21 protein-coding genes are annotated in these 22791 nt (G+C 74.0%); 10 read left to right on the forward strand and 11 right to left on the reverse strand.

Annotated elements, in window-relative coordinates; translation table 11 throughout:
- The first annotated feature begins 48 nt into the window (after positions 1-48).
- Both ACPC54_RS24475 and ACPC54_RS24480 read left to right on the forward strand, forming a co-directional pair.
- A complete protein-coding gene (locus ACPC54_RS24475; RefSeq protein WP_498967677.1) occupies positions 49-966 on the forward strand; it encodes a DUF6891 domain-containing protein in 918 nt (305 codons plus the stop codon).
- Between the two features lie 256 nt (positions 967-1222).
- Entirely contained in the window at positions 1223-2269 is a 1047-nt protein-coding gene (locus ACPC54_RS24480; protein WP_498967678.1) for an oxidoreductase, read from the forward strand.
- Between the two features lie 8 nt (positions 2270-2277).
- On the opposite strand, the gene ACPC54_RS24485 is transcribed toward ACPC54_RS24480, so the two are convergent.
- From ACPC54_RS24485 to ACPC54_RS24495, 3 genes are all read right to left on the reverse strand, one after another.
- Positions 2278-3087 carry a phytanoyl-CoA dioxygenase family protein gene (locus ACPC54_RS24485; protein ID WP_498967680.1) on the reverse strand — a complete coding sequence of 270 codons (810 nt, stop codon included), beginning with the start codon at positions 3085-3087 and terminating at the stop codon, positions 2278-2280.
- Between the two features lie 156 nt (positions 3088-3243).
- Entirely contained in the window at positions 3244-4083 is an 840-nt protein-coding gene (locus ACPC54_RS24490) for a TrmH family RNA methyltransferase (RefSeq protein WP_498967682.1), read from the reverse strand.
- Between the two features lie 173 nt (positions 4084-4256).
- Positions 4257-4796 (reverse strand): CGNR zinc finger domain-containing protein, encoded by a 540-nt coding sequence (locus ACPC54_RS24495; RefSeq protein WP_498967683.1) that lies wholly within the window; start codon positions 4794-4796, stop codon positions 4257-4259.
- A gap of 97 nt (positions 4797-4893) precedes the next feature.
- Between ACPC54_RS24495 and ACPC54_RS24500 the strand changes: the two genes are divergently transcribed.
- Together ACPC54_RS24500 and murQ are read left to right on the forward strand one after the other, a co-directional pair.
- Positions 4894-6450 (forward strand): FAD-dependent monooxygenase, encoded by a 1557-nt coding sequence (locus tag ACPC54_RS24500; protein WP_498967685.1) that lies wholly within the window; start codon positions 4894-4896, stop codon positions 6448-6450.
- Positions 6451-6495: 45 nt separating this feature from the next.
- Entirely contained in the window at positions 6496-7479 is a 984-nt protein-coding gene (gene murQ / locus ACPC54_RS24505; RefSeq protein ID WP_498967686.1) for an N-acetylmuramic acid 6-phosphate etherase, read from the forward strand.
- 6 nt (positions 7480-7485) lie between these two features.
- Here murQ and ACPC54_RS24510 read toward each other — a convergent pair whose 3' ends face one another.
- On the reverse strand, positions 7486-7998 hold the full coding sequence (locus ACPC54_RS24510; RefSeq protein ID WP_498967687.1) for an isochorismatase family protein: 513 nt from the start codon (positions 7996-7998) through the stop codon (positions 7486-7488).
- 150 nt (positions 7999-8148) lie between these two features.
- Between ACPC54_RS24510 and ACPC54_RS24515 the strand changes: the two genes are divergently transcribed.
- Complete coding sequence (locus tag ACPC54_RS24515) at positions 8149-8754, forward strand: DUF3995 domain-containing protein (RefSeq protein WP_498967689.1); 606 nt, start codon at positions 8149-8151, stop codon at positions 8752-8754.
- Positions 8755-8770: 16 nt separating this feature from the next.
- Here the strand turns inward: ACPC54_RS24515 and ACPC54_RS24520 are convergent, their stop codons facing one another.
- Positions 8771-9412 carry a TetR/AcrR family transcriptional regulator C-terminal domain-containing protein gene (locus tag ACPC54_RS24520; protein ID WP_498967690.1) on the reverse strand — a complete coding sequence of 214 codons (642 nt, stop codon included), beginning with the start codon at positions 9410-9412 and terminating at the stop codon, positions 8771-8773.
- A 160-nt stretch (positions 9413-9572) separates the two neighbouring features.
- Between ACPC54_RS24520 and ACPC54_RS24525 the strand changes: the two genes are divergently transcribed.
- Positions 9573-10832 (forward strand): MFS transporter, encoded by a 1260-nt coding sequence (locus ACPC54_RS24525; RefSeq protein ID WP_498967691.1) that lies wholly within the window; start codon positions 9573-9575, stop codon positions 10830-10832.
- Between the two features lie 243 nt (positions 10833-11075).
- Positions 11076-11642, forward strand: coding sequence for a hypothetical protein (locus ACPC54_RS24530; RefSeq protein WP_498967693.1), 567 nt, complete (start codon positions 11076-11078; stop codon positions 11640-11642).
- 13 nt (positions 11643-11655) lie between these two features.
- On the opposite strand, the gene ACPC54_RS24535 is transcribed toward ACPC54_RS24530, so the two are convergent.
- On the reverse strand, positions 11656-13134 hold the full coding sequence (locus tag ACPC54_RS24535; protein ID WP_498967694.1) for a glutamate synthase subunit beta: 1479 nt from the start codon (positions 13132-13134) through the stop codon (positions 11656-11658).
- A 249-nt stretch (positions 13135-13383) separates the two neighbouring features.
- On the opposite strand from ACPC54_RS24535, the gene ACPC54_RS24540 reads away from it, so the two are divergent.
- Together ACPC54_RS24540 and ACPC54_RS24545 are read left to right on the forward strand one after the other, a co-directional pair.
- Positions 13384-14064: a response regulator transcription factor gene (locus tag ACPC54_RS24540; RefSeq protein WP_498967695.1), complete on the forward strand. Its 681-nt coding sequence runs from the start codon at positions 13384-13386 to the stop codon at positions 14062-14064.
- Complete coding sequence (locus ACPC54_RS24545; protein WP_498967697.1) at positions 14061-15440, forward strand: HAMP domain-containing sensor histidine kinase; 1380 nt, start codon at positions 14061-14063, stop codon at positions 15438-15440. Before ACPC54_RS24540 ends, ACPC54_RS24545 begins: the two co-directional genes overlap by 4 nt.
- Before the next feature lie 52 nt (positions 15441-15492).
- On the opposite strand, the gene ACPC54_RS24550 is transcribed toward ACPC54_RS24545, so the two are convergent.
- From ACPC54_RS24550 to ACPC54_RS24565, 4 genes are all read right to left on the reverse strand, one after another.
- Entirely contained in the window at positions 15493-15948 is a 456-nt protein-coding gene (locus tag ACPC54_RS24550) for a hypothetical protein (protein ID WP_498967698.1), read from the reverse strand.
- Between the two features lie 144 nt (positions 15949-16092).
- Positions 16093-17424, reverse strand: a complete 1332-nt coding sequence (efeB, locus tag ACPC54_RS24555) for an iron uptake transporter deferrochelatase/peroxidase subunit (protein WP_498967699.1) — start codon at positions 17422-17424, stop codon at positions 16093-16095.
- Complete coding sequence (gene efeU, locus ACPC54_RS24560) at positions 17424-19508, reverse strand: iron uptake transporter permease EfeU (RefSeq protein ID WP_498967700.1); 2085 nt, start codon at positions 19506-19508, stop codon at positions 17424-17426. Before efeU ends, efeB begins: the two co-directional genes overlap by 1 nt.
- A 242-nt stretch (positions 19509-19750) precedes the next feature.
- Positions 19751-20071: a hypothetical protein gene (locus ACPC54_RS24565; protein WP_498967701.1), complete on the reverse strand. Its 321-nt coding sequence runs from the start codon at positions 20069-20071 to the stop codon at positions 19751-19753.
- Positions 20072-20447: 376 nt separating this feature from the next.
- Here ACPC54_RS24565 and qcrB point away from each other — a divergent pair, with 376 nt between their 5' ends.
- Positions 20448-22103, forward strand: a complete 1656-nt coding sequence (gene qcrB, locus ACPC54_RS24570; RefSeq protein WP_498967702.1) for a cytochrome bc1 complex cytochrome b subunit — start codon at positions 20448-20450, stop codon at positions 22101-22103.
- A gap of 86 nt (positions 22104-22189) precedes the next feature.
- Here the strand turns inward: qcrB and ACPC54_RS24575 are convergent, their stop codons facing one another.
- On the reverse strand, positions 22190-22588 hold the full coding sequence (locus ACPC54_RS24575; protein WP_498967704.1) for a hypothetical protein: 399 nt from the start codon (positions 22586-22588) through the stop codon (positions 22190-22192).
- Between the last annotated feature and the right edge of the window lie 203 nt (positions 22589-22791).

Below are 22791 nucleotides of genomic sequence, written 5' to 3' on the forward strand. Positions count from 1 at the left end.
GGCCGGTCCCGGAGGTCTGCTGTCAGAGGCGTGTGTCAGAGTTCGCGCATGCTTGAGATCGTGGTGAAGACGGAGAACTGGGAGCGGCACGTCCGTGTGTCCGCCGAGGAGCTGGCCGGGTTGGTCCGGCGGATCGGTGACGAGGGTGACCGGTTCCTGGTGGTCCACCGGATACCCGACCTGCCCGACGTCTTCGCCCAGGTCTACCACCGGGCCGGTGGTGACTACGAGCTGGAGTACCGCGACGGTTCCGCCGACCGGCACTTCCAGGTGATGACCGACCGGCCCGAGGTCGTGATCGCGGCACTGGCCGGCTGGGCCCGCCAGGAGGCCGGATGGGACGGGGGCCTGGCGTGGTCGCTGCTGGACATGGGCCCTGCCCGCGAGGTGCCGCCGCTCGACCTTGCCGAAGGCGAGCGCGCGGAGGTGGAGAAGCGCGTCCGCGAGGTGCTGGTCGGCGGCTACGCCTCCCGCGCCGAACTGGCCGAACTCGCCGAGGAGTACCTGGTCACCAAGGACCGTCGGCCCGTCTCGCGCGACCAGGCGCAGGCGCTGGCCGACCGGCTGTGGCTGGAGCGGGTCGCGGAGCAGGCCGCGTGGCGGGGAGAGACCGACCCCGAACGGCTCACTCGGGCGTTCACCGCCCTGCAGGAGGCCGGTATCACCGCCCGGGAGAACTTCACCTGCTGCCGTGGCTGCGGCCAGTCCGAGATCGGCGCCGAAGGCGGGCCCGACGCCCGTGGCTTCGTCTACTTCCACACCCAGTGCACGGATTCCGCCGCCGCCGGCCGCGGCCTGACGCTCCTCTACGGCGGCTTCGACGGCTCGTCCGAGACCACCGCGGCCATCGGCCACGAGGTCGTGGCCGCCCTCGAAGCGGTCGGTCTCCCCACCGAGTGGGACCGGGACCCGGGCCGGGCCATCACCGTCACTCCCCTGGACTGGCGCCGCCGCCTGGTCGGCTAGGGGCCCAGGGGCTCAGGGGCCGGCGTCAGAGCACCGGTGCCGGTGCATCCGTACGCCCCTTCCAACGGTTCGTCGCCGGCCGGGAGTTCCCGTGCGCGGTGTGACCTTTCGCCGACCGTCCGCGCCTTCTCGCCGGGGCGGCGGCCACCCCATACTCCTGGTTCGAACCCGCCGGCGGCCGCAACGGTCGACCGGTCGGCGAGGACCAGCGCCGGCCGGGAGCCGGGCGGTGCGGCAACACGGGGAGTGGGTCAGGGTGGAATCAGCGACGGTCACCGCAGCGGCGGCGGGCACGTGGAAGCTCGGCGATCTGGAGGTGAACCGGCTCGGGTTCGGCACGATGCGGCTGACCGGCAACGGCATGCGCGGGAACTCGGACGGTGCCCCGATCGACCGCGAGCTCGCCATCGGGATCCTGCGGAGCGCGGTCGAGCACGGGGTGAACCACATCGACACCGCCGCGTTCTACTTCTCGCCGTCGCGATCCGCCAACGAGCTGGTCAACCGGGCCCTGGCGCCCTACCTCGACGATCTGGTCATCGCCACCAAGGTCGGCCCCGGGCGGGACCCGTCCGGCGAGTGGCTGCCCATGGCCACACCTTCGCAACTGCGCGGGCAGGTCGAGGAGAACCTCCGCCAGCTCGGCCGGGACCACCTCGACGTCGTCAACCTGCGGTGGATGGGCGGCCCGTCGATCGCCGAGCACTTCGGCGCACTGGCCGAACTGCGGGAGGCCGGGCTCATCCGCCACCTGGGCCTGTCCGGTGTCACGCCCGACCACCTCACCGAGGCCAGGACCCTGGCGCCCGTGGTCTGCGTCCAGAACGCGTACGGCCTGGACCAGCGACTCGCGGACACCAACGGCCTGTTGGACAGCTGCCGCCGGCAGGGCATCGCCTTCGTGCCGTTCTTCGCCATCTCCGGCCGCCGACGCGAGGCACCCGCCGCCGACACCCACCACGACCGGCTCCAGGCGATCGCGCACGCCCACGGCGCGACGCCGACGCAGATCCGGCTGGCCTGGACGCTCCACCGCGGCCCGAACGTCCTGGCCATCCCGGGCACCTCCGACCCCGGCCACCTGATCGAGAACCTCGCCGCGGGCGCCCTCCGGCTGTCCCAGGCCGACCTGGACCAGCTGGACCACCTGGACCACTTGGCCCACTTGGGCTCCACCGACTCCACCGACTCCATGAACGGTGCGGACGACCCGAAGACGCCCGCCCGGAGCCAGGGAACGGCCCCGCGACCGAGCGCCTCACGCGGCGGACCGACCACCCCCACGCCGGGACACCCGGTGTGACTCGGCACTCACCGAGCCGTGGACCCGCCGGCCCGGCCCAGTCCGAGCCGCACCGCGCGCTCGACCGGCGTGTACGCGCCGTCGACGCGGTCGAGATCGAGCGGGGCCGCCGCCATGAGCGGAGGCTGGGCCAGGAACCTCGGCTGCGTGCCGCGGTTGGGCTGGCCGGCGTGGATCAGGAACGGGTGGCAGAGGTAGACGTCCCCGGCTCGCCCGGTGGCGTGCGCCAGCGGGCGGTCGGGGGCGTCGAGCCTGCCCGCGGCGTCCATGGTCCGGCAGAGTTCCATGCCGTCGACACCGCGTTCGCCCATCGGCTCCAGGTAGGCCGGCACGTCCAGGTGCGAGCCGACCTTGATCCGAGTCGGCCCGTGGTCGGCGTCGACGTCGGAGAACAGGAACAGCATCAGCAACGCCCGTTCACGGGATCGGAGGTTGAGCCAGTACCCGGTCTCCCCCTCCGGCGTGTAGCTGGCGTCCATGTGCCACCCGGTGTCGCCGGGATCGTCGGCATGCGGGAAGCGGATGGGGAAGGTGCCCAGGCCGGTGCGCGGCAACCAGCGGCCCGGGCCGACGAGTTGGTCGAACGCGCCGTGCAGGCGCTCCGTGGTCGCGGCGCGCTGGAACGGCTCCTCCGCGGATCCCCACAGCCTGACGACCGGCTGGGTCCAGGTGGCGGAGTCGTCCGGATCCAGGCCGGTCTCGCGCCACAGGAACGCCCGGCACTCATCGGCCAGGGACCGGGAGAACGCCCCTTCGAGGTGGATGAAGCCGTCGGAGACGAATCGGTCGATCTGATCCGACGTCAGAACGTTGCGCATGCTGCTGCTTTCCATCGCGGTCGGTGGACGGGGAGCGGGCTGTCGGCACGTAGCGGCGCCGCCCCACCGGGCCAACGCTAGGCGGGAGGACGGCGGGCCGACCCGACCGTTCGAGGACAGCTTCGGTCGGGTCGGAGCGGCCGGGAAGGGGGTAGGTCAGGCCGGGCGTTTCCCGGCGGCGAGCCGCTGCCGCGAAGCCTCGTACAGCACGGCGGTCGCGGCGTTCGCCGCGTTCAGGGAGCTCGCCGAGCCGCTCATCGGAATGCTGACGGTGTGGTCGCACAACGCCCGCCAGGAGTTGCTCAGCCCCGACGTCTCGTTGCCGATCAGCAGCAGCACCGGCTGGGTGAAGTCGAAGTCGAAGACGTCGCAGTCACCCTTCTCGTCCGTGCCGACCAGGGCGATCCGCTGCCCGCCGGCCCGCTGCTCGCCGACCCAGGCCATCACGTCGTCGGGCGACGGCACGCGCACGGCGGGCAGTGCGAACAGGGATCCCGTACTGGCCCGCACCGCCCTGGGGTCGTACACGTCCGCGGCGTGACCCGAGACTATGAGCCCGTGCGCACCGAAGGCGTCCGCGGACCGGACGATGCTGCCGATGTTGCCGGGGCTGGTCGGCCGGTCGAACAGGACACCCAGGAAGCTGCTCCCGGCCCGTCGCAGCCGGCCCAGATCGTCGGCCGGCATCTCCACCACGGCGACCATTTCCGGCGCGCGCTCGTCCTTCTCCCCCAGATCCGCCAGCAGTTCGGGCGCCATGGCGACCCGCTCGGCGTCGACCGTCCGCAGCAGTTCCTCCGCCCACCGCGACAGCTTCCGCTCTCCGTCGAAGATCAACGCCCGGACGGGCCAGCCGTATTGGACCGCCAAGGAGATCGGACGGACCCCCTGCACCAGGAACTCCCCCGCCCGCGTCCGCTTGTTGCGATTGCCCAGCAGTGATTCCCACTGCTGGAAGCGCGCGTTGCGCGACGTGATCCGCTGAACCGCCGGCATCTGACCCCCCGAAGTCGACCGCCATCCGCCGCGCGCTCCACCCCGAGGACGTCCGCACCGGCACGTCCCGAAGACACTACACCTCGCTTGATCACGACCGGAACTCGTGGCGGCGAGGACGCCCGGAACGAAGGTGACGGCGACTCAGAAAGCGAAAGGGGCACTCCCGCCGCTCAGCGGCCGTTGCGCAGCCGGTGGGCGGAGACCCGCACCCGGGTGCCGCAGCGGGTCGAGCAGTAGCGCTGCGGGGTGCGGCGCCCGGTGTCGATGAAGTAGCGGTCGCATCCGGGGGCCGCGCAGCGGCCCCAGGCGCAGTGGCCGCGCTCGCCGAGCCAGAGCGCCAGCGCAAGGGCCGCGGTGGACAGCAGCCAGTGGGCCGGCGGCGCGTCGTCGGAGGCCTGGGCGTGGACCGACCAGCGACGCTCCGGGAGGCGGACCAGCCGGGGCCGGGCGGGGTAGCGGTCGAGGAGGGCGTTGATGGCGTCGGCGGCCCGGTCCTCGTCGGTGAGCTCCAGGATGCCGGCGATGGTCGCCGTGGCTTCGCGCATCTCCTCCGCCGCGCGGTCGGTGAGGCGCAGGGGCGGTCCGCCGTGCCGGTCCAGCACGGCCCGCAGGTCGGCCGCGTCGGCCTCGGGCCGGTCCTGGACGGTGTTGACCAGGTCGGCCAGGAAGTACAGGCCGCGCGGATTGTCGTCGTCGAAGTCCTGCCGCATGCGCGTCTCCCGTCGCCGGTCCGGTCCGTCGAGCCCATGGTAACGTCAAATTTAATCTTGTCCGTTACATCGCCGATCGCCGCGCGAGGGGTTCGCCATGACTGTGCCGCAGACGTCCGTACTGATCGTCGGGGGCGGGCCGATCGGCCTGACGCTGTCGGCCCTGCTGTCCGGGTACGGCGTGGACCACGTGCTGGTCGAGGCCCACCCCACGACCTCCCGCCACCCCAAGGCCCGCGGGGTCTCGGCCCGGTCGATGGAGGTCTTCCGCCGCCTCGGCCTGGAAGGGGCCGTCCGCTCCGCCGGCCTGCCGGCCGATCAGGTGTCCTTCTACCGCGGCCGCGACCTCGTCGATCCCGACTTCGTCCGCACCGGCCTCGCCGAGCAGCCCTCCGGCGGCGAGGAGCACACGCCCTCGCCCGGGATCATCTGCTCGCAGGACGCCCTGGAGCCCGTCCTGCTGCGGCACGCCGAGGCCCTGGCCGGCCCGCGGATCCGGTTCGGCACGCGCCTGGTCGGCTTCACGGACGACGGCCCGGGCGTGCTGGCCGACCTGGCGGACGTGGCCACCGGTGACCGGCACCGCGTGCGCGCGGACTGGCTGGTCGGCTGCGACGGCTCCGCGAGCGCCGTACGCGCCGGGGCCGGCATCGCGATGGAGGGCCCCACCGGGCTGGGGCGATACCTGAGCGTCCGCTTCGAGGCGCCGCTCGGCCGGGTGGTGGCGGATCGGGCCAGCGCCTCCTACTTCCTCACCGCTCCCGGACGGGGCGGGTTCATGGCCGTCGACAACGACCGCCACTGGATCTACCAGTACCCGCTCGCCCCGGACACGCCCGCCTCGGACCCGTCCGACCACGGGCAGCTGGCCGACCTCATCCGCACCGCCGCCGGTGTCCCCGACCTGGACGTGACGATCCGCGACACGATGACCTGGCGGATGGACGCCCGGCTCGCCACCGCCTACCGCCGCTCCCGTGTCCTGCTGGCCGGCGACGCGGCCCACGTCGTCCCGCCGACCGGCGGGCACGGCATGAACACCGGCATCGGCGACGCGGACAACCTCGCCTGGAAGCTCGCGGCCATCGCCGCCGGGTACGCCGGCGACGCCCTGCTGGACACCTACGAGGCGGAGCGGCGGCCCGTCGCCCGCCAGGTCATCGACATCTCCACCGCCAACGCCCGCAACCGCACCGGCTACCGCATCGACGACGAGCTCCTGCTGACCGCCGCCTACGACTCGACCGCCGTCGTCCGGAGCCCCGGCACGGCCCCGGAGCCCACTGGCCTGAGCGCGGAGGGCTACCGCCCCGGTGCCCGTCCGGGCGCCCGCCTGCCGCATCTCCGTCTCATCGGCGGGCCCGCGGGCGTCACGTCCACCCTCGACCTCGTCGGCCCCGGCTTCACCCTGCTCACCGCGACGGACGGCCCGGCCTGGCGACGGCAGGCCGAAGCCGCGCGGCGGGCCGGGGCCCCCGTCACCCACCGGGCGGTCGACACCGGAACGCAGCGGGAAGCCGCCCCCGGGCAGTGGGACCGCCTCGTCGGCGCGTCCACCGCGCTGCTGATCCGCCCGGACGGACACGTGGCCTGGCACGGCACCGACCCGGCGGCGGACCTCGGCGCCGTCCTCCGCGGCGTCCTCTCCCGCTGAGCTCCGCCCGGTTCGCCACCGCCGCACCCGGGGACGCTCCTCCCCATGGACCACCCCGACCCGCACGACCACCCCGACCCGCACGGCCAGCCCGCCCCGCACGGCCAGCCCGCCCCGCACGACCGCCCCGCCGCCGTACCGCCCACCGAGGCGGTCCACGCCGCCTGGGCCGGGATCGACGAGCTGCCCACCCTCGACCTGCTCCGGCTGATGAACGCCGAGGACCGCACCGTCCCGCTCGCCGTGGCCGCCGAGTCGGAGCGGATCGCCGCCGTGGTGGACGCGGTCGCCGCCCGGATGGCCCGGGGCGGGCGGCTGGTCTACGCGGGCGCGGGGACGGCCGGCCGGCTCGGGGTGCTGGACGCCGCCGAGTGCCCGCCGACCTTCGGCACCGATCCGGCGCTGGTGGTGGCCCTGATCGCGGGCGGCCCGGCGGCGGTGACGGCGGCGGCCGAGGGCGCCGAGGACCGCACCGACCTGGCGGAGGCCGACCTGGCCGACCTGCGCCCGACCCCGGCCGACACCGTGGTGGGCGTCTCGGCCTCGGGCCGGACGCCGTACACGGTGGCCGCCGTCCGGGCCGCCCGCGCCGCCGGCGCGCTGACCGTCGCGCTCGCCTGCACCCGCGGCTCGGCCCTGGCCGCGGCCGCCGAGCTGGCCGTCGAGGTGGAGGTGGGCCCCGAAGTGCTGGCCGGGTCGAGCCGGTTGAAGGCGGGCACGGCGCAGAAGCTGGTGCTCAACCTGCTGTCGACGGCCGTGATGGTCCGGTTGGGCCGGACGTACGGGAATCTGATGGTCGACGTCCGGGCCACCAACGCCAAGCTCCGCGACCGGGCCCACCGGATCGTCGCGGAGGCCACCGGCGCCGACGACGCGGCCGTCCGCCGCGCGCTGGCGGCGACCGGAGGCCGGGCCAAGGACGCGGTCCTGACCCTCCTCGCCGGGGTCGACGCCGCCACCGCCGCCCGCCTGCTCGCCGCCTCGGACGGCCGGCTGCGCGAGGCGCTGCGCGCCGCCGGCCTCAGCTGACGGAGGTCACTTCAGCCGCAGCTCCCCCGCCGCCACGACCTCGCCGAGCCGCGGGAAGTCCAGTTCCACCGACGCCCGGTGCTCCTCCGCCGTGAGCGCCGTCATCGCGTCCTCGGCGAACACCACCCGGTACCCGTGGTCGCCCGCCACCCGGGCGGTCGATTCCACCCCGAGGTTGGTCGCGATCCCGGCGAACACCAGGGTGTCCACGCCGCGCGCCTGCAGCACCTCGTGCAGACCGGTGCGGTGGAAGCCGCCGATGGTGCCCTTGACCACCACCTCGTCGGCCACCGCCGCGACCTCGGCGGCGAGTTCGCTGCCGGGCGGCTGCTCGGCGACGTTCGGCCGCTCGACGCGCACCGCGACGACGGGCGCACCGGCCGCCCGGAACGTCCGGGCGAGGTCGAGGGAGGTGGCCAGCACCTCCGAACCGGTGTACGGGCCGAGCTGGTTGGCGATGATCCGGTCCATCAGGTCGATCAGGACGAGGGCCGTGCGGCGTGCGTCGAGAGTGGTCACGGTGATCACGCTAGCGCCCGCGGGCGTCGAAGAGCCAGAGCAGGAACGCCCGGGGGCCCGACCTCGGTGACGCATCGTCACTTCCGGTGACTCCGGCTGGTTAAGCTTGCCCCAGGAGATCGACGACCTCACGAAGGAGTTCGACCCCGAATGAGCAGCCGCATCCCGTCCTCGCCGGCCCACGGCCCCGCCGCCGGCCTCCCGTCCGCCCCGCGCCCGGGCCGGCTGTGGGTGGAGGGGGTGGCCGCCGGGATGGCGGCGCTGTACGCGGCGCTGAAGCTGTACTGGGCGTTCGGCGGCGACGGCCTGAAGTCCACCATCGGGTTCTCGGAGGACCTCTGGCACGATCCGCTCTTCGAGGCGCTCGGCCTCTGGGGCACGGTGCTGCTCGCCGCCCTGGGGGCGCTGATCCCGTTCGCGCTGGTGAAGCCGTGGGGGTCGGTGGTGCCGCGTTGGATGCTGGAGCTGCCGATCGGGATCGGCTGCGCGTTCACCGTGCTGCGCGGCATCGCCGGAATCCTTCAGGAGACCCTCTACCTGACCGGCGCGATCTCCTCGCACTACCCGGACGTGACGGGCGCGGAGGCGGACACGGTGGCCCGCTGGTCGCTGTTCCTCTACTCGCCGTGGTTCCTGGTCTGGGGGCTCGTCCTGGGGACCATCGGGCTCCGCGCGCTCCGGGCCGACAAAGCGGACCGGGCCAACAGGGCGGACCGGGCGAACCGGGCCCTCGGAGCCGAGGCTCACGCCGACTGACCCGGCACCACGGCCGCTACCCCGCCTCCACCCCGCCCTCACGCGCGATCTCGGCCCGGAAGCCCTCGATCAGCACGCGCAGCCCGTACTCGAAGTCCGCGTCGTGGTCCGTCATCCGCAGGACGTCCACCGCCTCGCGCAGCAGCGGGAGTTCACGCAGCGCCTCGTCCGGGAAGGCGGGCCGGTCGCGTTCGGCCGCGTCCTGCCGCCAGGCCTGCTCCTCGGTGACCCAGCCCATCACGTACCGGTCGACGGTGAGCAGCAGCCGCAGTGCCGTCCGGGGCCGCAGCCCGGCCCCGCACAGAGCGCTCAACTGCGCCTCAACGGCCGGCAGTTCCGTCTCGGTGGGCAGGGTTCCGGCGTGCACCCGGGCGCCGTCGCGGTAGGCGAGCAGGGCCTTGCGCTTGGCGCGGGCGTCGGCGGCGATCCAGTCCGGCCAGTGTTCCGGGTCCGGCGCGCGGTCGGGGGGCAGGGCCTCGGCGAGCATGGCTTCGGCCATCAGGTCGAGCAGCTCCCGCTTGTTCTTGAAGTGCCAGTACAACGCCGGTGACTGGACGCCGAGTTCGCGGGCGAGCCGGCGGGTGGTGAGGCCGTCGATGCCTTCCTCGTCGAGCACGCGCAGTGCGGTGCGCACCACGTCGTCGCGCTTCAGCGCCATCCGATCCGCCTCTCCGGGCTCCCGGGTCGTCCGAGGCCGCCGGCCCCTTCGAAATCCCCTTGCGAGGCCACCTTATCGCCGATAAGTTCCCGAGCTGGAATTTATCAGCGATAAGGAAGGCCGTCGCGCCGTCGACGGCCACGAAGGGACCGACCTCCGCATGACCTCGACCCTGTCCCGACTGCTGCCGAACACCGCACCCTGGCGGTCGTCCCGGGACTTCCGACTGACCTGGACCTCCGGCACGGTCACCCTGCTCGGCTCGATCTTCACCATGACCGCGATCCCGCTGCAGATCGCCCACCTCACCGACTCCCCGCTCGCCGTGGGCGCGGTCGGCGCGGTCGAACTCCTGCCCGCGATCCTGTTCGGCCTGTACGGCGGCGTGCTCGCCGACCGCGCCGACCGCCGCACCGTCGCCCTGGCCACCGAGATCGCCCTCGCCGTACTCACCGCCCTGCTGCTCGCCAACGCGCTGCTCGGCGCCCCCGCCGTCTGGCCGCTGTACGTCGCCGCCGGGGCGGCCGCCGCCCTGCAGGGCGTCCAGCAGCCCTCGGTCGAGGCGATGGTCCCCCGGCTGGTGCCGCACGAGCAGCTGGTCGCGGCCGGCTCGCTGCTGTCGCTGCGCTGGAGCATCGCGGGCGTGGCCGGGCCGGCCGCCGCCGGACTGTTGATCGCCGGCGCGGGCGTCCGGGCGGCGTACCTCGTCGACCTGGCCACCTTCCTGGCCTCGATCGCCCTGCTCGCGCGGGTCCGGCCCGTCCCGTCCGAGCGCGACGCCGAGGCACCGGTGCTGCGCGAGTTCATCGACGGCGCCCGGTACGCGACCGGCCGGCCGGACCTGCTCGGCACCTACCTGGCCGACCTCGCGGCCACCGTCTTCGCCCTGCCCACCGCACTGTTCCCGTTCCTGGCGGAGGAGTTGGACGCGATGTGGGCGCTCGGCCTGCTCTACTCGGCGGCCGCCGCGGGCAGCCTGCTCGCCGCCGCGACCGGCGGCTGGACGGACCGGGTGCACCGGCACGGCCGGCCGGTGCTGCTCGCCGCGGCCGTGGTCGGCGCCGCCACCGCCGGAGCCGCGCTCGCCCCGGGCCTTTGGGCCGTCCTGCTCTGCCTGGCCGTGGCCGGCGCCGCCAACTGGGCCGGCGACACCTTCCGCAGTGCCATCTGGAACCAGTCCATCCCGGACGAACTGCGCGGCCGGGCCGCCGGGTTGGAGATGCTGATCGGATCCGCCGGGCCCGCCCTCGGGGACCTGCGGGCGGGCGGACTGGCCGCCCGCCAGGGCATCCGGGCCGCGCTGCGCACCGGCGGCCTGCTCTGCCTCGGCAGCGCCGCCGTGCTGACCGCCGCGCTGCCCTCGCTCTGGCGCTACGACGCCCGGGCCCACGCGGAACCGGCGGCCTCCACCGCCCCATGAGACCCCTTCCGACCGGGCGAACCCGACGCGCACCTGACGCACACCCCACGCGCGCCCGACGCGCGCACCCGCGAAACCCCATTGGACGTGGCCTCGTCAAGCGAAGTCTTTCCTCCGATTCCTTGACTGACCCTTCGTCAATAGTTAACCGTCCACGGTCTACCCGCATAGACCCCTTCGGTGATGCCATGGACACATCGCCCGGCGAACCGAGTCCGGGCCACGTCTAGGAGCCCCCACACCATGCGTCGCCCCCACCGCATCGCCCCCGTCCTCGTCACCGTCGCGCTGACGGCCGCCGCCGTCGCCACCACCGGTGCCGCCCAGGCCGCCCCCGCCGCGCACACCGCCCGCACCGCGCTCGCCGCGACCTGTTCGCAGGCCTACCTCCCGCTGCCCGACCCGGCCTGCACCCCCGGCGCGCTGAACCCGGACGTCACCCAGGACACCATCGACTCCACCATCTGCGTCTCCGGCTACAGCACCTCGATCCGCCCGTCCAGCTCGTACACCACGCGACTGAAGATCCAGCAGATCGCCCAGTACGGCTACGCCGACACCAACACCGCCGACTACGAGGAGGACCACTTCATCCCGCTGTCGCTCGGCGGCAACCCGACCGACCCGAACAACCTCTGGCCGCAGCCCCGTTACGCCACCGGCTCCAGCGGCATGTCCTCCACCGACAAGGACACCGTGGAGTACAAGCTCTACCGGGCCGTCTGCAACCACCAGGTGGACCTGGCACCCGCACAGAACGCCATCGCCACCGACTGGACCACCGCGCTGTCCGTCCTCGGCCTCGGCTGATCCCGCACCGCTCTCACAGGCTGAGCGCCCGCGCCGACGCACCGATCGGCGCGGGCAGCTCCGTCCACCCGCGCAGGTACCGGTCCACCGCGGCGGCCGCCGCCCGGCCCTCGGCGATCGCCCAGACGATCAGCGACTGCCCGCGCCCGGCGTCCCCGGCCACGAACACGCCCGGCGGACCGGCGGCGAAGCCCTCGTCCCGCTCCAGCGTGCCGTCCGGGCCGGTGGCGAGCCCCAGTTGGGGGATCAGCCCGTCCGGCTCCGGCCCGGTGAAGCCGAGCGCGAGCAGCGCCAGCTGGGCCGGCACGCGGCGCTCGGTGCCCGGCCGGGGGCTGCGGTCGGCCGGATCGGCCTCGGCGAAGCGGACGGCGGCCAGCCGGCCGTCCGGGCCCGGCTCGAAGCCGAGCGTGGTCGCCGCGAACACCCGGGGGCCGGCCTCCGCCGCCCCGGACTCCTCGTGCGAGGTGGTCTCCCGGTAGACCTTCGGATGGACCGGCCAGGGCTGCCCCGCCGCCCGGCGACCCGGCGGCCGCGGGTTGATGTCCAGCTGGACGACGGTCGCGGCGCGCTCGCGCAGCGCCGTCCCCAGACAGTCGGCCGCGGTGTCCCCGCCGCCGACGATCACCACGTCCCGGCCCTCGGCGGACAGCGGCGAGACCGGGCGGTCGCCCTCGTCGACCCGATTCGCCCAGGTCAGGTAGTCCATCGCCTGGTGCACCCCGGGCAGCCCGCGCCCCGGCACCGGCAGCTCCCGGCGGGCCGCCGCCCCGACCGCGACCACCACCGCCTCGTACCCGGCCCGCAGTTCCTCGCCGGAGACGTCCCGCCCGACCCGCACCCCGGTACGGAACTGCGTTCCCTCGTCCCGCAGCTGGCCGAGCCGCCGGTCCAGCCGGTGCTTCTCCAACCGGAACGGCGGGATGCCGTAGCGCAGCAGGCCGCCCGCCCGGTCCGCCCGCTCGTACACCGTGACGGCGTGCCCGGCCCGGGTCAGCTGCTGGGCGGCCGCCAGTCCGGCCGGGCCCGAGCCGATCACGGCGACCCGCCGCCCGCCGCCCGGCCGCCAGCACCGGTCGGCCGGCTGCGGCCGGTCCCAGCCCTGCTCCCAGGCCCGGTCGGCGATCGCCAGCTCCACGTTCTTGATCGCCACCGCGGCCCCGTCGATGGCCAGCACGCACGCGCTCTCGCACGGCGCCGGGCAGAGCCGCCCGGTGAACTCCGGGAAGTTGTTCGTCGCCAGCAGCCGGTCCGCCGCCGCGTGCCAGTCCCCGTCCGCGGCCAGCCGGTTCCACTCCGGCACCAGGTTCCCCAGCGGGCAGGCGTTGTGGCAGAACGGCAGTCCGCAGTCCATGCACCGCCCGGCCTGCCCGCCCACCAGCGGCAGCGGCTCCCCGGGCCGGTACACCTCCCGCCGGTCCCCCAGCCGCTCCCGAGCGTCCCGCCGCGCCCGCTCGCTGCGCGGGGTGGTGAGGAAGGCCATCCGGTCTGCCATCGCGGCCTCCGGCGGGGCGTGCCGACGTTCTCCCCGGCGCGCACCCGGCGGGCGCGCCACCGTGAGGCCACCGTACGCCCCCGCGGCAGGACGCAAAAGGCGAGCCGCCTCCCGGCCGCCGCCGCCGACCGCGCGACCCGACCACACCCCGCGCCAAGACCCCGCCAAGACCCCGCCGCGGCCCCCGCCGGTCCCCGATTCCGGCCCCGCCCGACACCGCCGACACCGCGCCGGGGAGAATCACTCCCCATGACCCACACCGTGCTGATCGCCGAGGACGACCGGGCCATCCGCGACTCGCTCACCCGCGCCCTCACCCTGGAGGGCTACGTGGTCCGGAGCGCCCCGGACGGCACCCGCACCCTCGCCGCCCTCGCCGAGCAGCGCCCGGACGTCCTGATCCTGGACGTGATGATGCCCGCGCCGGACGGCCTGGAGGTCTGCCGCCGGCTGCGCGCCGCCGGGGACCACACCCCCGTCCTGATGCTGACCGCCCGCGTCGAGGTGCCGGACCGGATCGCCGGGCTCGACGCCGGGGCCGACGACTACCTGGTCAAGCCCTTCGACGTGGACGAGCTGTTCGCCCGGCTGCGCGCCCTGCTGCGCCGCCACCCGCCGGAGCCGACCGAGGACGTACTGACCGTCGCCGACCTGCGGATCGAGCCGCCCGCCCGGCGCGCCTGGCGGGCCGGGCGCGAGCTGGAGCTGTCCCGCACCGAGTTCGACCTGCTGGAGCTGCTGACCCGGCACGCCGGCGCGGTGCTCGACCAGGCCACCCTGTACGAGCGGATCTGGGGCTACGACTTCGGCCCCGGCTCGAAGAACCTCGCGGTGTTCATCGGCTACCTGCGCCGCAAGCTCGACCTGCCCGGCCTGTCCCCGCTGATCCACACCGTCCGCGGCGTCGGCTACACGCTGCGCGAGCCGTGACCGGCCCCCGCCGCCGGCTGCCCCGCCCCGGCCTGCGCATGACCGTCTCGCTCGTCTTCGCCACGATGGCCGCCCTGGTCGCCGTGCTGATCGGCACGCTCGGCTACCACGCCGCGGCGGGCCTGATCCGGGACGACGAGATGGACGACTTCGCCTCGGCCATGCGCGCGGTGAGCGGCCAGGTCGCGAGCGGGAAGCTGTTCCCGGGGGACTTCAACGGCCCGAGCGGGCTCAGCGAGCAGCTGCTGCACCCCGTCCGGGTCACCGCGCAGGCCATCGACCCGAACGGAGCCGTCCTCCCCGGCGCCTCGAACCTCGAACTGCCCACCACCCCGGACGACCGCGAGCTCGCCCGCACCGGCACCCCCGCCCGGACGGCGACCGGCCTGCGCCACGTCCGCGGCACCACCTGCCGGGTGGGCGTGGTCTCGCTCGGCGGCGGCCGCGGCGCCGTCCAGATCGTGCAGCAACTCGACGACATCGAGGAGCTGTTGGAGATGCTGCGGCGCCAGATGGTGGCCGTGGTGGCAGTCGTCGTGGTGGTGGCGGGCGGGGCCGGCTGGCTGGTCGCCGGCCGGATCACCGGCCGGCTGGTCCGGCTCACCGAGGCGGCCGAACTGGTCGCCGCCAGCGGCCGGTTGGACGTCCCGGTGCCCGCCGCCGGGCAGGACGAGGTGGGCCGGCTCGGCCGGGCCTTCGACCGGATGCTGGTCCGGCTGGCGACGGCCAAGGAGAACCAGCGCCGGCTCGTCCAGGACGCCGGGCACGAGCTGCGCACCCCGCTGACCAGCCTGCGCACCAACCTCGCGGTGCTGCCCAGCCTGGACCGCCTCCCGCCCGCCGAGCGCGCCGCGCTGATGGCCGACCTGGCCGACGAGGCGAAGGAGCTGACCCAGCTGGTGGAGGAGCTGGTGGCGCTCGCCGCGGACCACCGGGCGGACGAGCTGCCCGCCGAACTCGCGCTGGCCGAGCTCGCCCGGACGGCCGCCGCGCAGACCCGCCGGCGCACCGGCCGCGAGGTCGTGGTGGACGCGGACGACACCGTCGTCACCGCCCGGCCGGAGGCGCTGGCCCGCGCGGTCGGCAACCTGCTCGACAACGCCGCCAAGTTCGACCCGGGCGGCACGGCCCCGATCGAGGTGGTGGTGCGCGGCACCCGGGTCGAGGTCCGCGACCGCGGCCCGGGCATCGATGCCGCCGACCTCGACCGGGTCTTCGACCGCTTCTACCGCGCGACGGCCGCCCGCAGCCTGCCCGGATCCGGCCTCGGCCTGGCCATCGTCCACGAGGTCGCCCGCTCCCACGGCGGCACCGCCTTCGCCACCAACCGCGAGGGCGGCGGCGCGGTGATCGGCTTCACCCTCGGCGCCCCCTGAGCGCGGGCGGCACCGAGCGACACCGGGCGCGACACCGGGCGCGCCGGCGCGATCAGGCCGGCGCGTCCTCCAGGTCGTCGACCACCAGGGTGGCCAGCCGCAGCTCGTACACCACCCTGGTGGTGGAGCCGTCGTCCCACTGCTCGGTGAGGAACACCCGGGTGTGGCCGGCCCCGCTGTCCCCCTGGGCGAGGCTCCAGCCGGTCGGCACGTTCTGGGCCCGGAACACCGGGTCGGCGTCATGGGCCGCGGCCCAGGCGTCGAGCACGGCGTTCAGGTGGGCGGTCAGGTACTGCTGACGGACCGCACGGGCGCCCTGGAGGTCGCCCGCCAGGACATCGCTGCAGTACTGCGAGAAGAACCTGTTGACCTGCTGCTCCGCCGGAGTCAGGCTGCGCTGGGTCTGCGCGGTGCGCGGCGACTCGGCGGCCAGTGCCGGGGCGGGGGCCGACAGACCGGCCAGGGACAGGGCGAGGACCACCGCGGCGGTGGTTCGGAGTCGAATCATGCGCCCAGTCTGCGAGCCCCCGCCGGCCCTGCGCGGCCGCCGCGCTGACGCCGCGCCGGAAGTCGGCCGATCACGGCGGACGGCCCACCGGGAGCACGGCAACGGGCCCCGGCGAACGCCGGGGCCCGTTCGGGCGGTCGCCGGTCAGACGGCGGCGAGCAGGCCGCGGCCGAGCCAGTCGGCGTTGTCCTTCACGCCCGGGAGGACGAAGAAGTACCCGCCGCCGGTCGGCGAGATGTAGTCGACCAGCGGCTCGTCGACGAGCCGGGTCTGAGTGGCCTCGAACTGCCGGACCACGTCCTGCTGGTAGCAGCAGAACACCAGGCCCATGTCCAGGTTGCCGGCCTTGTCGACGCCCCGGTCGTAGTTGAAACCGCGGCGCAGGATCCGGGAGTTGTCGGTGTCGGCGGTGCGCGGGTTGGCGAGGCGGATGTGCGCCTTGAGCGGGATCGCCTTGCCGTCCGGGTCCTTGCCGTAGTCCGGCGCGTCGGTCTCCAGGTGGCCGTCCAGCGGGGCGCCGGTGTCGCGGCGGCGGCCGAACATCTTCTCCTGCTCGGCGAGGGTGACGCGGTCCCAGAACTCGATCAGCATCCGGATGATCCGGATCACCTGGTAGCTGCCGCCGGTCGCCCAGGCGGGCTCGCCGGTGCCGTCGGTGACCCAGATCAGCCGGTCCATCTCCCGGGCCGACTTGATGTCCGGGTTGACGATGCCGTCCTTGAAGCCGAGCAGGTTGCGCTGGCTGCCGTCCGGGCGGGACTGGTTCTGGAAGCCGTCGATCCGCCAGAGGATCTGCATCGCGCCGCGGGTGTGCCGGGTGATGTCGCGCAGCGCGTGCAGGACGGTGTCCTGCTGGTCGGCGCAGATCTGCAGGGAGAGGTCGCCGTGCAGTTCGGCGGCCTGCAGGTTGTCGTTCGGGAAGGTCTTCATCGGCGCCAGCTTGACCGGCTTGGCCTTGGCCAGCCCGTAGCGGTCGTCGAAGAGCGAGGCGCCGACCCCGACCGTGACGGTCAGGTTGTCGGTGGTCACGGTCGGGCCGAGGATGCCGCTGTCGGCGGGCGGCGCGCCGACGCCGAGGTCGGGCGGGGTGCCGCCGGCGGTGAGGAAGCGGATCCGCTCGGTCAGGGTCTTGAAGAGGTCCTCCAGGCCCTTGCGATCGGCGGCGATGACCTGGCATGAGACGAAGGCCGCGTAGCCCGGCTGCGGGGTGGTGATGCCGGCCTGGTGGTCGCCGTGGAACGGCACGACCCCGCTCCTGGCCTCCTTGCCGTCCCCGGCGGCGGCCGGGGACGCGCCGAGGGCGAGGGACGCCCCGCCGGCGATCACGGCGGCCCCGGCGCCCGCGCCGAGCGCGGCGCGCACGAAGCTGCGCCGGGCCGGTCCGGCCGGGCAGCCGCCCGTCCCGGCGGCCTCGACGGCCTCGGCCGCGTGCGGGAACGGACAGGTGCCTCCGGCGGCTGCGGTGTGGTCGGTCATCAGGCGGCCTTCCGGATCTCGAGCAGGGCGGGGATGGGCGAGAGGTCTTCGAGCAGCTGCCCGGTGGCGCCGTTCAGCTGCCGGCGGCTGTCGGCGGGGAGCTGGTCGAGCGGGGTCCAGCCCTCGGCCTTGTGGGCGGCGGCGACGAGGTCGCCGACCCGCTTCATCCCGGCGTCGGCGCGCACCAGCACCTGCGGATCGCGCTCGTCGAGCAGCGGCTTGAGGACGGTCAGCAGCTCCTGGGTGCCGGCCAGGTTGGCCTGGGTGGTGGCCAGGTTGGTGCCGCTGCCCTGGTCGGTGTCGCCGGTGAGCTCGAACTGGAGGGTGTTCTCCAGGATCTCGTGGGCACGCAGCGGCAGGTCGCCCGGGTCGAACTGCTGCCCGGGGAAGTCCTGCTGCAGCTTGGTGACGTCGCCGGCGAGCTGGTCGGCGACGGGGGTCAGCTCCGCTGCGGACTGGCCGTGCCAGAGGCCGTACTCCAGGCGCAGGAAGCCGGTGAAGTCCTTGTCCTTGGCCTTGTCGGCGAGGCCGTCCGGGCGGCCGTTGATCTTGCCGTCGAGGTCGGCGAAGGTGCCGTACGCGGCGCCGAGCGAGGCGTACTGCAGGTGGGCGGTGAGCCAGTCGGTCTTCGCGGTGGCGAGGTCGCCGGCGTGGACGTCGGCCTGCAGCTTCTGGGTCTCGGTGACCAGGGTGGCGAGGCCCTTGTTGACGTAGTCCTTGTAGCTGTCGAGCGGGGCCTTGAGGTCGTCCTCGGCGACCGGCTTGACGGCCTTGACCTCGACGCCGCCGGTGACGTGCACGGCGGTGGAGGTGACGGCCTTTCCGCCGGTGGGCACGCAGCGCCAGGCGTAGTCGCCGGAGCCGATGGTGGCGGTGAGCGCGCGGGTGGTGCCGGGGGCCAGGCCCTCGATCTCGCCGTAGACGGCGCCGGTGCCGGGGTTGACCAGGTAGACCTCGGAGACCTTGTCCCCGGTGTTGTGCATCTGGAACACCTGCTGGCCGGGCAGCGGGGCCTTGAAGCCGCTGCCGCACTCGTCCTCGGAGACGGCGACGGTGGAGGAGCTGTCCTGCTTGCCGTCGCTGACCGCGATGACGGTGCCGGCGACCACGACGGGGACGGCGACCAGCGCGGCGGGCAGCACCCAGCGCGGCCGGCCGGAGCGCACCGGCGCGGCGGGCTTGTCCCCGGCCTTGTCCCCGGCCTTCTCCGACGCCTCGTCGGAGGCCTGCTCGGCGGTCTTCTCGGCCGCGGCCTTGGCCGGGGCCGGCTGCCCGCCCCGGACGCCCTCGATGAAGAGCGTCATCACGACGCACAGGTACGCGACGTAGCCGACGACCTGGAGGACCGTCATGGTGACGGTCAGGTTGAGGGTGCCCTGCACCAGCGTGGCGTACCAGGACGAGGCGTCCAGGTGCCCGCTCAGGTCGACGGCGTACGTGCTCCCGCCACCGATGAGCCCGGACTCCTGCAGGTCGCGCAGCCCGTAGCCGAGCACGCCGGCCGCGACGACGATCAGGCCGGCGCCGGTGATGGTGAAGAACCGGGTGAGGTTCATCTTCAGCGCCCGGCGGTACAGGCCCCAGCACAGGCCGGTGGAGAGCAGCAGGCCGACCCCGGCGCCGAGCAGCGGGCCGGTGCTCTCCCCGGCGGTGCGCACGTTGGTCCACAGGAAGAGCGAGGTCTCCAGGCCCTCGCGGGCGACCGCGAGGAAGCTCGTGAGCACCAGCGCGCCGGCGCCCATCGCGAGCGAGGCCTGGACCTTCTCCTTGAGTTCGGCGGAGAGGGTGCGCGCCGAGCGCCGCATCCAGAACACCATCGCGGTGACGAAGCCGACCGCGATCAGACTCAGCACGCCGCCGAACGCCTCCTGGGCGTGACCGGAGAGGCTGGCGGCGGTGAAGGTGAGCACCGCGCCGAAGCTGAGGCTGAGGGCGACGGCCGCCGCGGCGCCCGTCCACACCTGGGGCAGCCGGGCCTTGTGGCCGAAGCGGACGAGCGTGGCGACCAGGATCGACACGATCAGTCCGGCCTCCAAGCCCTCGCGTAGCCCGATCAGAAAGCTGGGAAACGCCTCATCCCACATGCAGCGGGCTCCTCCCCCCGGGATCCCCGGGCCGGTCGTACCTGTCCGAACGCCCCGGACGCCGGCGGCGGGCGGAGCGGCACAGCCGAACGCCCCGGACGCATGGTCCAGGGCGCATTGGCTTAGCTTAGGCAAACCTTAGAGGGCCCGAGGTCAACTGAACCCCTCGGAAAGGTAAGGGTTCGGTATGAGGATGCCTGTGCGCACGTCAAAACGGCGCGCCGGGCGGGCGTTCTGCCGGTTCAGCCCCACCACTGCTCGGGGACGGCCTCCGGCTCGGCCGCGACGGCCACCGGCTCGGCGGCGGTGACCAGCAGTCCGCCCCCGGCCGTCTCGGCGACCAGGTGGCCGCGTTCGCGCAGCACCACGGCGGCGGCGCCGCTGACCGCCGCGCGGACCTCCCCGGAGAGCGGCCCGCCGCCCTCCCCGTCCGGCGGCCAGTCGACCAGGACGCCCTCGGGGCCGGGGTCGATCCGCAGCGGGGAGGCGCCGGGCGCGGTGTCGAAACCGGCTCCGGCCAGGGCCTCGGTGACGGACGCACAGAGTTCACGGTGTTCCACCATTGGCGCAGCGTAGGCCGCCGGCCGCGCGACCGGCGGGCGCGGCGCGCGCCGAAACGGTTCAGCGGCACCCGGGCGCAGCAGTGCGGCTCGTTCGACCACCCGGCGGTCGACCGATCGGGCGCCAGGACCCCCCGTCCGGCCCGACACGAGCCGCCGGACGGGCCGATGGACGTGCACAGTCGGCCCCCTGCCGACAGCATGACAGAGTAAGCGATCCATCACTCTGAGCAGCGGGTCCAGCGGATCAGGCCGATCCGCACGCCGGTGCGACCGGCAGGCCCGTATCGAGAGGTCCCATGATCACAACACTTCGCCGGCCTGGGTTCCCGTCGGCGGGCCCGCACTTCGGCACGCCGCGAACGCCGGGGAGCCCGTCGTGAGCACCGACCAGCAGTCGCGGCCGGGACCGGTCACCAGCACCCGCGCCAAGCCCGCCAACAAGGCCGAGGCCGTCGCCGACTGGGCGGACGGGCGGCTCGGCATCTACACCCTGGCCAAGGCCAACCTGCGCAAGATCTTCCCGGACCACTGGTCCTTCATGCTGGGCGAGGTCGCGCTCTACACCTTCGTCATCATCATCCTCACCGGCGTCTGGCTGACCCTGTTCTTCAACCCGAGCATGGGCGAGGTCGTCTACGACGGCTCCTACGTGCCGCTCAAGGGCATCCAGATGTCGGAGGCCTACGCCTCCACGATCAACATCAGCTTCGAGGTGCGCGGCGGCCTGCTGATGCGCCAGATCCACCACTGGGCGGCGATCGTCTTCATCGCGGCGATGCTGACGCACATGATGCGCGTCTTCTTCACCGGCGCCTTCCGCAAGCCCCGCGAGATCAACTGGATCTTCGGCGCGCTGCTGCTGTTCCTCGGCATGTTCGACGGCTTCATGGGCTACTCGCTGCCGGACGACCTGCTCTCCGGCACCGGCATCCGGTTCATGGAGGGCGCGGTGCTCGCCGTCCCGATCGTCGGCACCTACCTGCAGATGTTCATCTTCGGCGGCGAGTTCCCCGGCCACGACATCATCCCGCGGCTGTTCACCGTCCACATCCTGCTGATCCCCGGGATCATGCTCGGCCTGCTCGCCGCGCACCTGATCCTGGTCTTCTACCACAAGCACACCCAGTTCGCCGGGCCCGGCCGCACCAACGAGAACGTGGTCGGCATGCCGTTGCTGCCGATCTACATGGCCAAGGCCGGCGGCTTCTTCTTCCTGGTGTTCGGCGTGGTCGCGGCGATGGCGGCGATCGCCACCGTCAACCCGATCTGGGCGTACGGCCCGTACCGGCCGGACCAGGTCTCCACCGACGCCCAGCCGGACTGGTACATGGGCTTCTCCGAGGGCCTGATCCGGGTGATGCCCGGCTGGGAGATCAGCGTCTGGGGCGGCCACACCCTGAACCTCGGGGTGTTCATCCCACTGATGGTCTTCCCGACCGTGCTGCTGCTCATCTGGGCCTGGCCGTTCCTGGAGGCCTGGGTCACCGGCGACCGCGGCGAGCACCACATCGCCGACCGGCCGCGCAACGCGCCGGTGCGCACCGCATTCGGCGCGGCCTGGGTCAGCCTCTACCTGATCCTGCTGGCCGGCGGCGGCAACGACCTGCTCGCCACCCACTTCCACCTGTCGATCAACGCGATCACCTACGCGGTGCGGATCGGCTTCTTCGCCGTCCCCGTGATCGTCTTCGTGATCACCAAGCGCTGGTGCCTCGGCCTGCAGCGGCGCGACAAGGAGAAGGTGCTGCACGGCCGGGAGACCGGCGTCATCCAGCGGCTCCAGCACGGCGAGTTCATCGAGGTGCACGCTCCGCTGCCGCCCGGTCGGCTGTACACCCTCACCGCGCACGACCAGCCGGAGCCGTCCGAGCTGCCGCCCGCGGTGGACGAGAACGGGGTGGCCCGCAAGACCAGCGTGTGGACCCGCGCCCGGGTGAAGCTCTCCCGCGGCTTCTACGGGGAGGGCAGCCAGATCGCCAAGCCCACCGTCGAGGAGCACCAGGAGATCAGCAGCGGCCACGGCCACCACTGATCACCGCCCCGGGCACCGTCGGGACCCGGGCACCGCGAAGGCCCGCTGCGCCGTCACCGGCGCGGCGGGCCTTCTGCGCGTGGCGCTCAGCCCCGCAGGGCGGCCGGGACGACGGCGAACAGCGCCGCCACCAGGGTGACGGACAGGCAGAGCGCCGCCCAGCGGGCGCAGATCCGCCGGCACTCGGCGCGGTAGCGGGCGGCCAGGCGGCGGCAGCGCTCGACGGCGCGGTCGACGACCTCCTCGGCGTAGCGCAGCCGGTCGGCGGTGTAGGCCTGCTCCAGGCTCTCCCGTTCCGCGGCGGGCAGCCAGGGGAACTGCTCGGCGAAGGCCCGGGCGTCGCGCTCGGCCGCCGCGACCTCCGCCTCCCACGCCAGCAGGCCCTCCAGCCGGGCGATCCCGACCCTGGACTCCGCCCGGCCGACGCCCGCGGGCCTGTCCTGCCGGGGGGCCCGCGTCCTCGGCGGACGCCGTCTGCCAGCCATGACCGCTCCTCACGTGCTGTCGGGTCGCCCCGCCCGGTTCGCCGGGCGGGACCTCGCTCCTGCGATGGGTCGCCGCGCGACCAGGCAACTACTACCAGTGACCAAGCGCAGGTCGCGGGGCGACTCGCCGACCCTCCGGAGGGACGGCGCGATCCGACCGACCGGCAGTTGCGAAGTTGCGTGCCGCGCACACTTGCGCGCCA

Source organism: Kitasatospora sp. NPDC094028 (assembly GCF_049543595.1).
In the GTDB taxonomy this organism is placed as follows: Bacteria; Actinomycetota; Actinomycetes; order Streptomycetales; family Streptomycetaceae; genus Kitasatospora.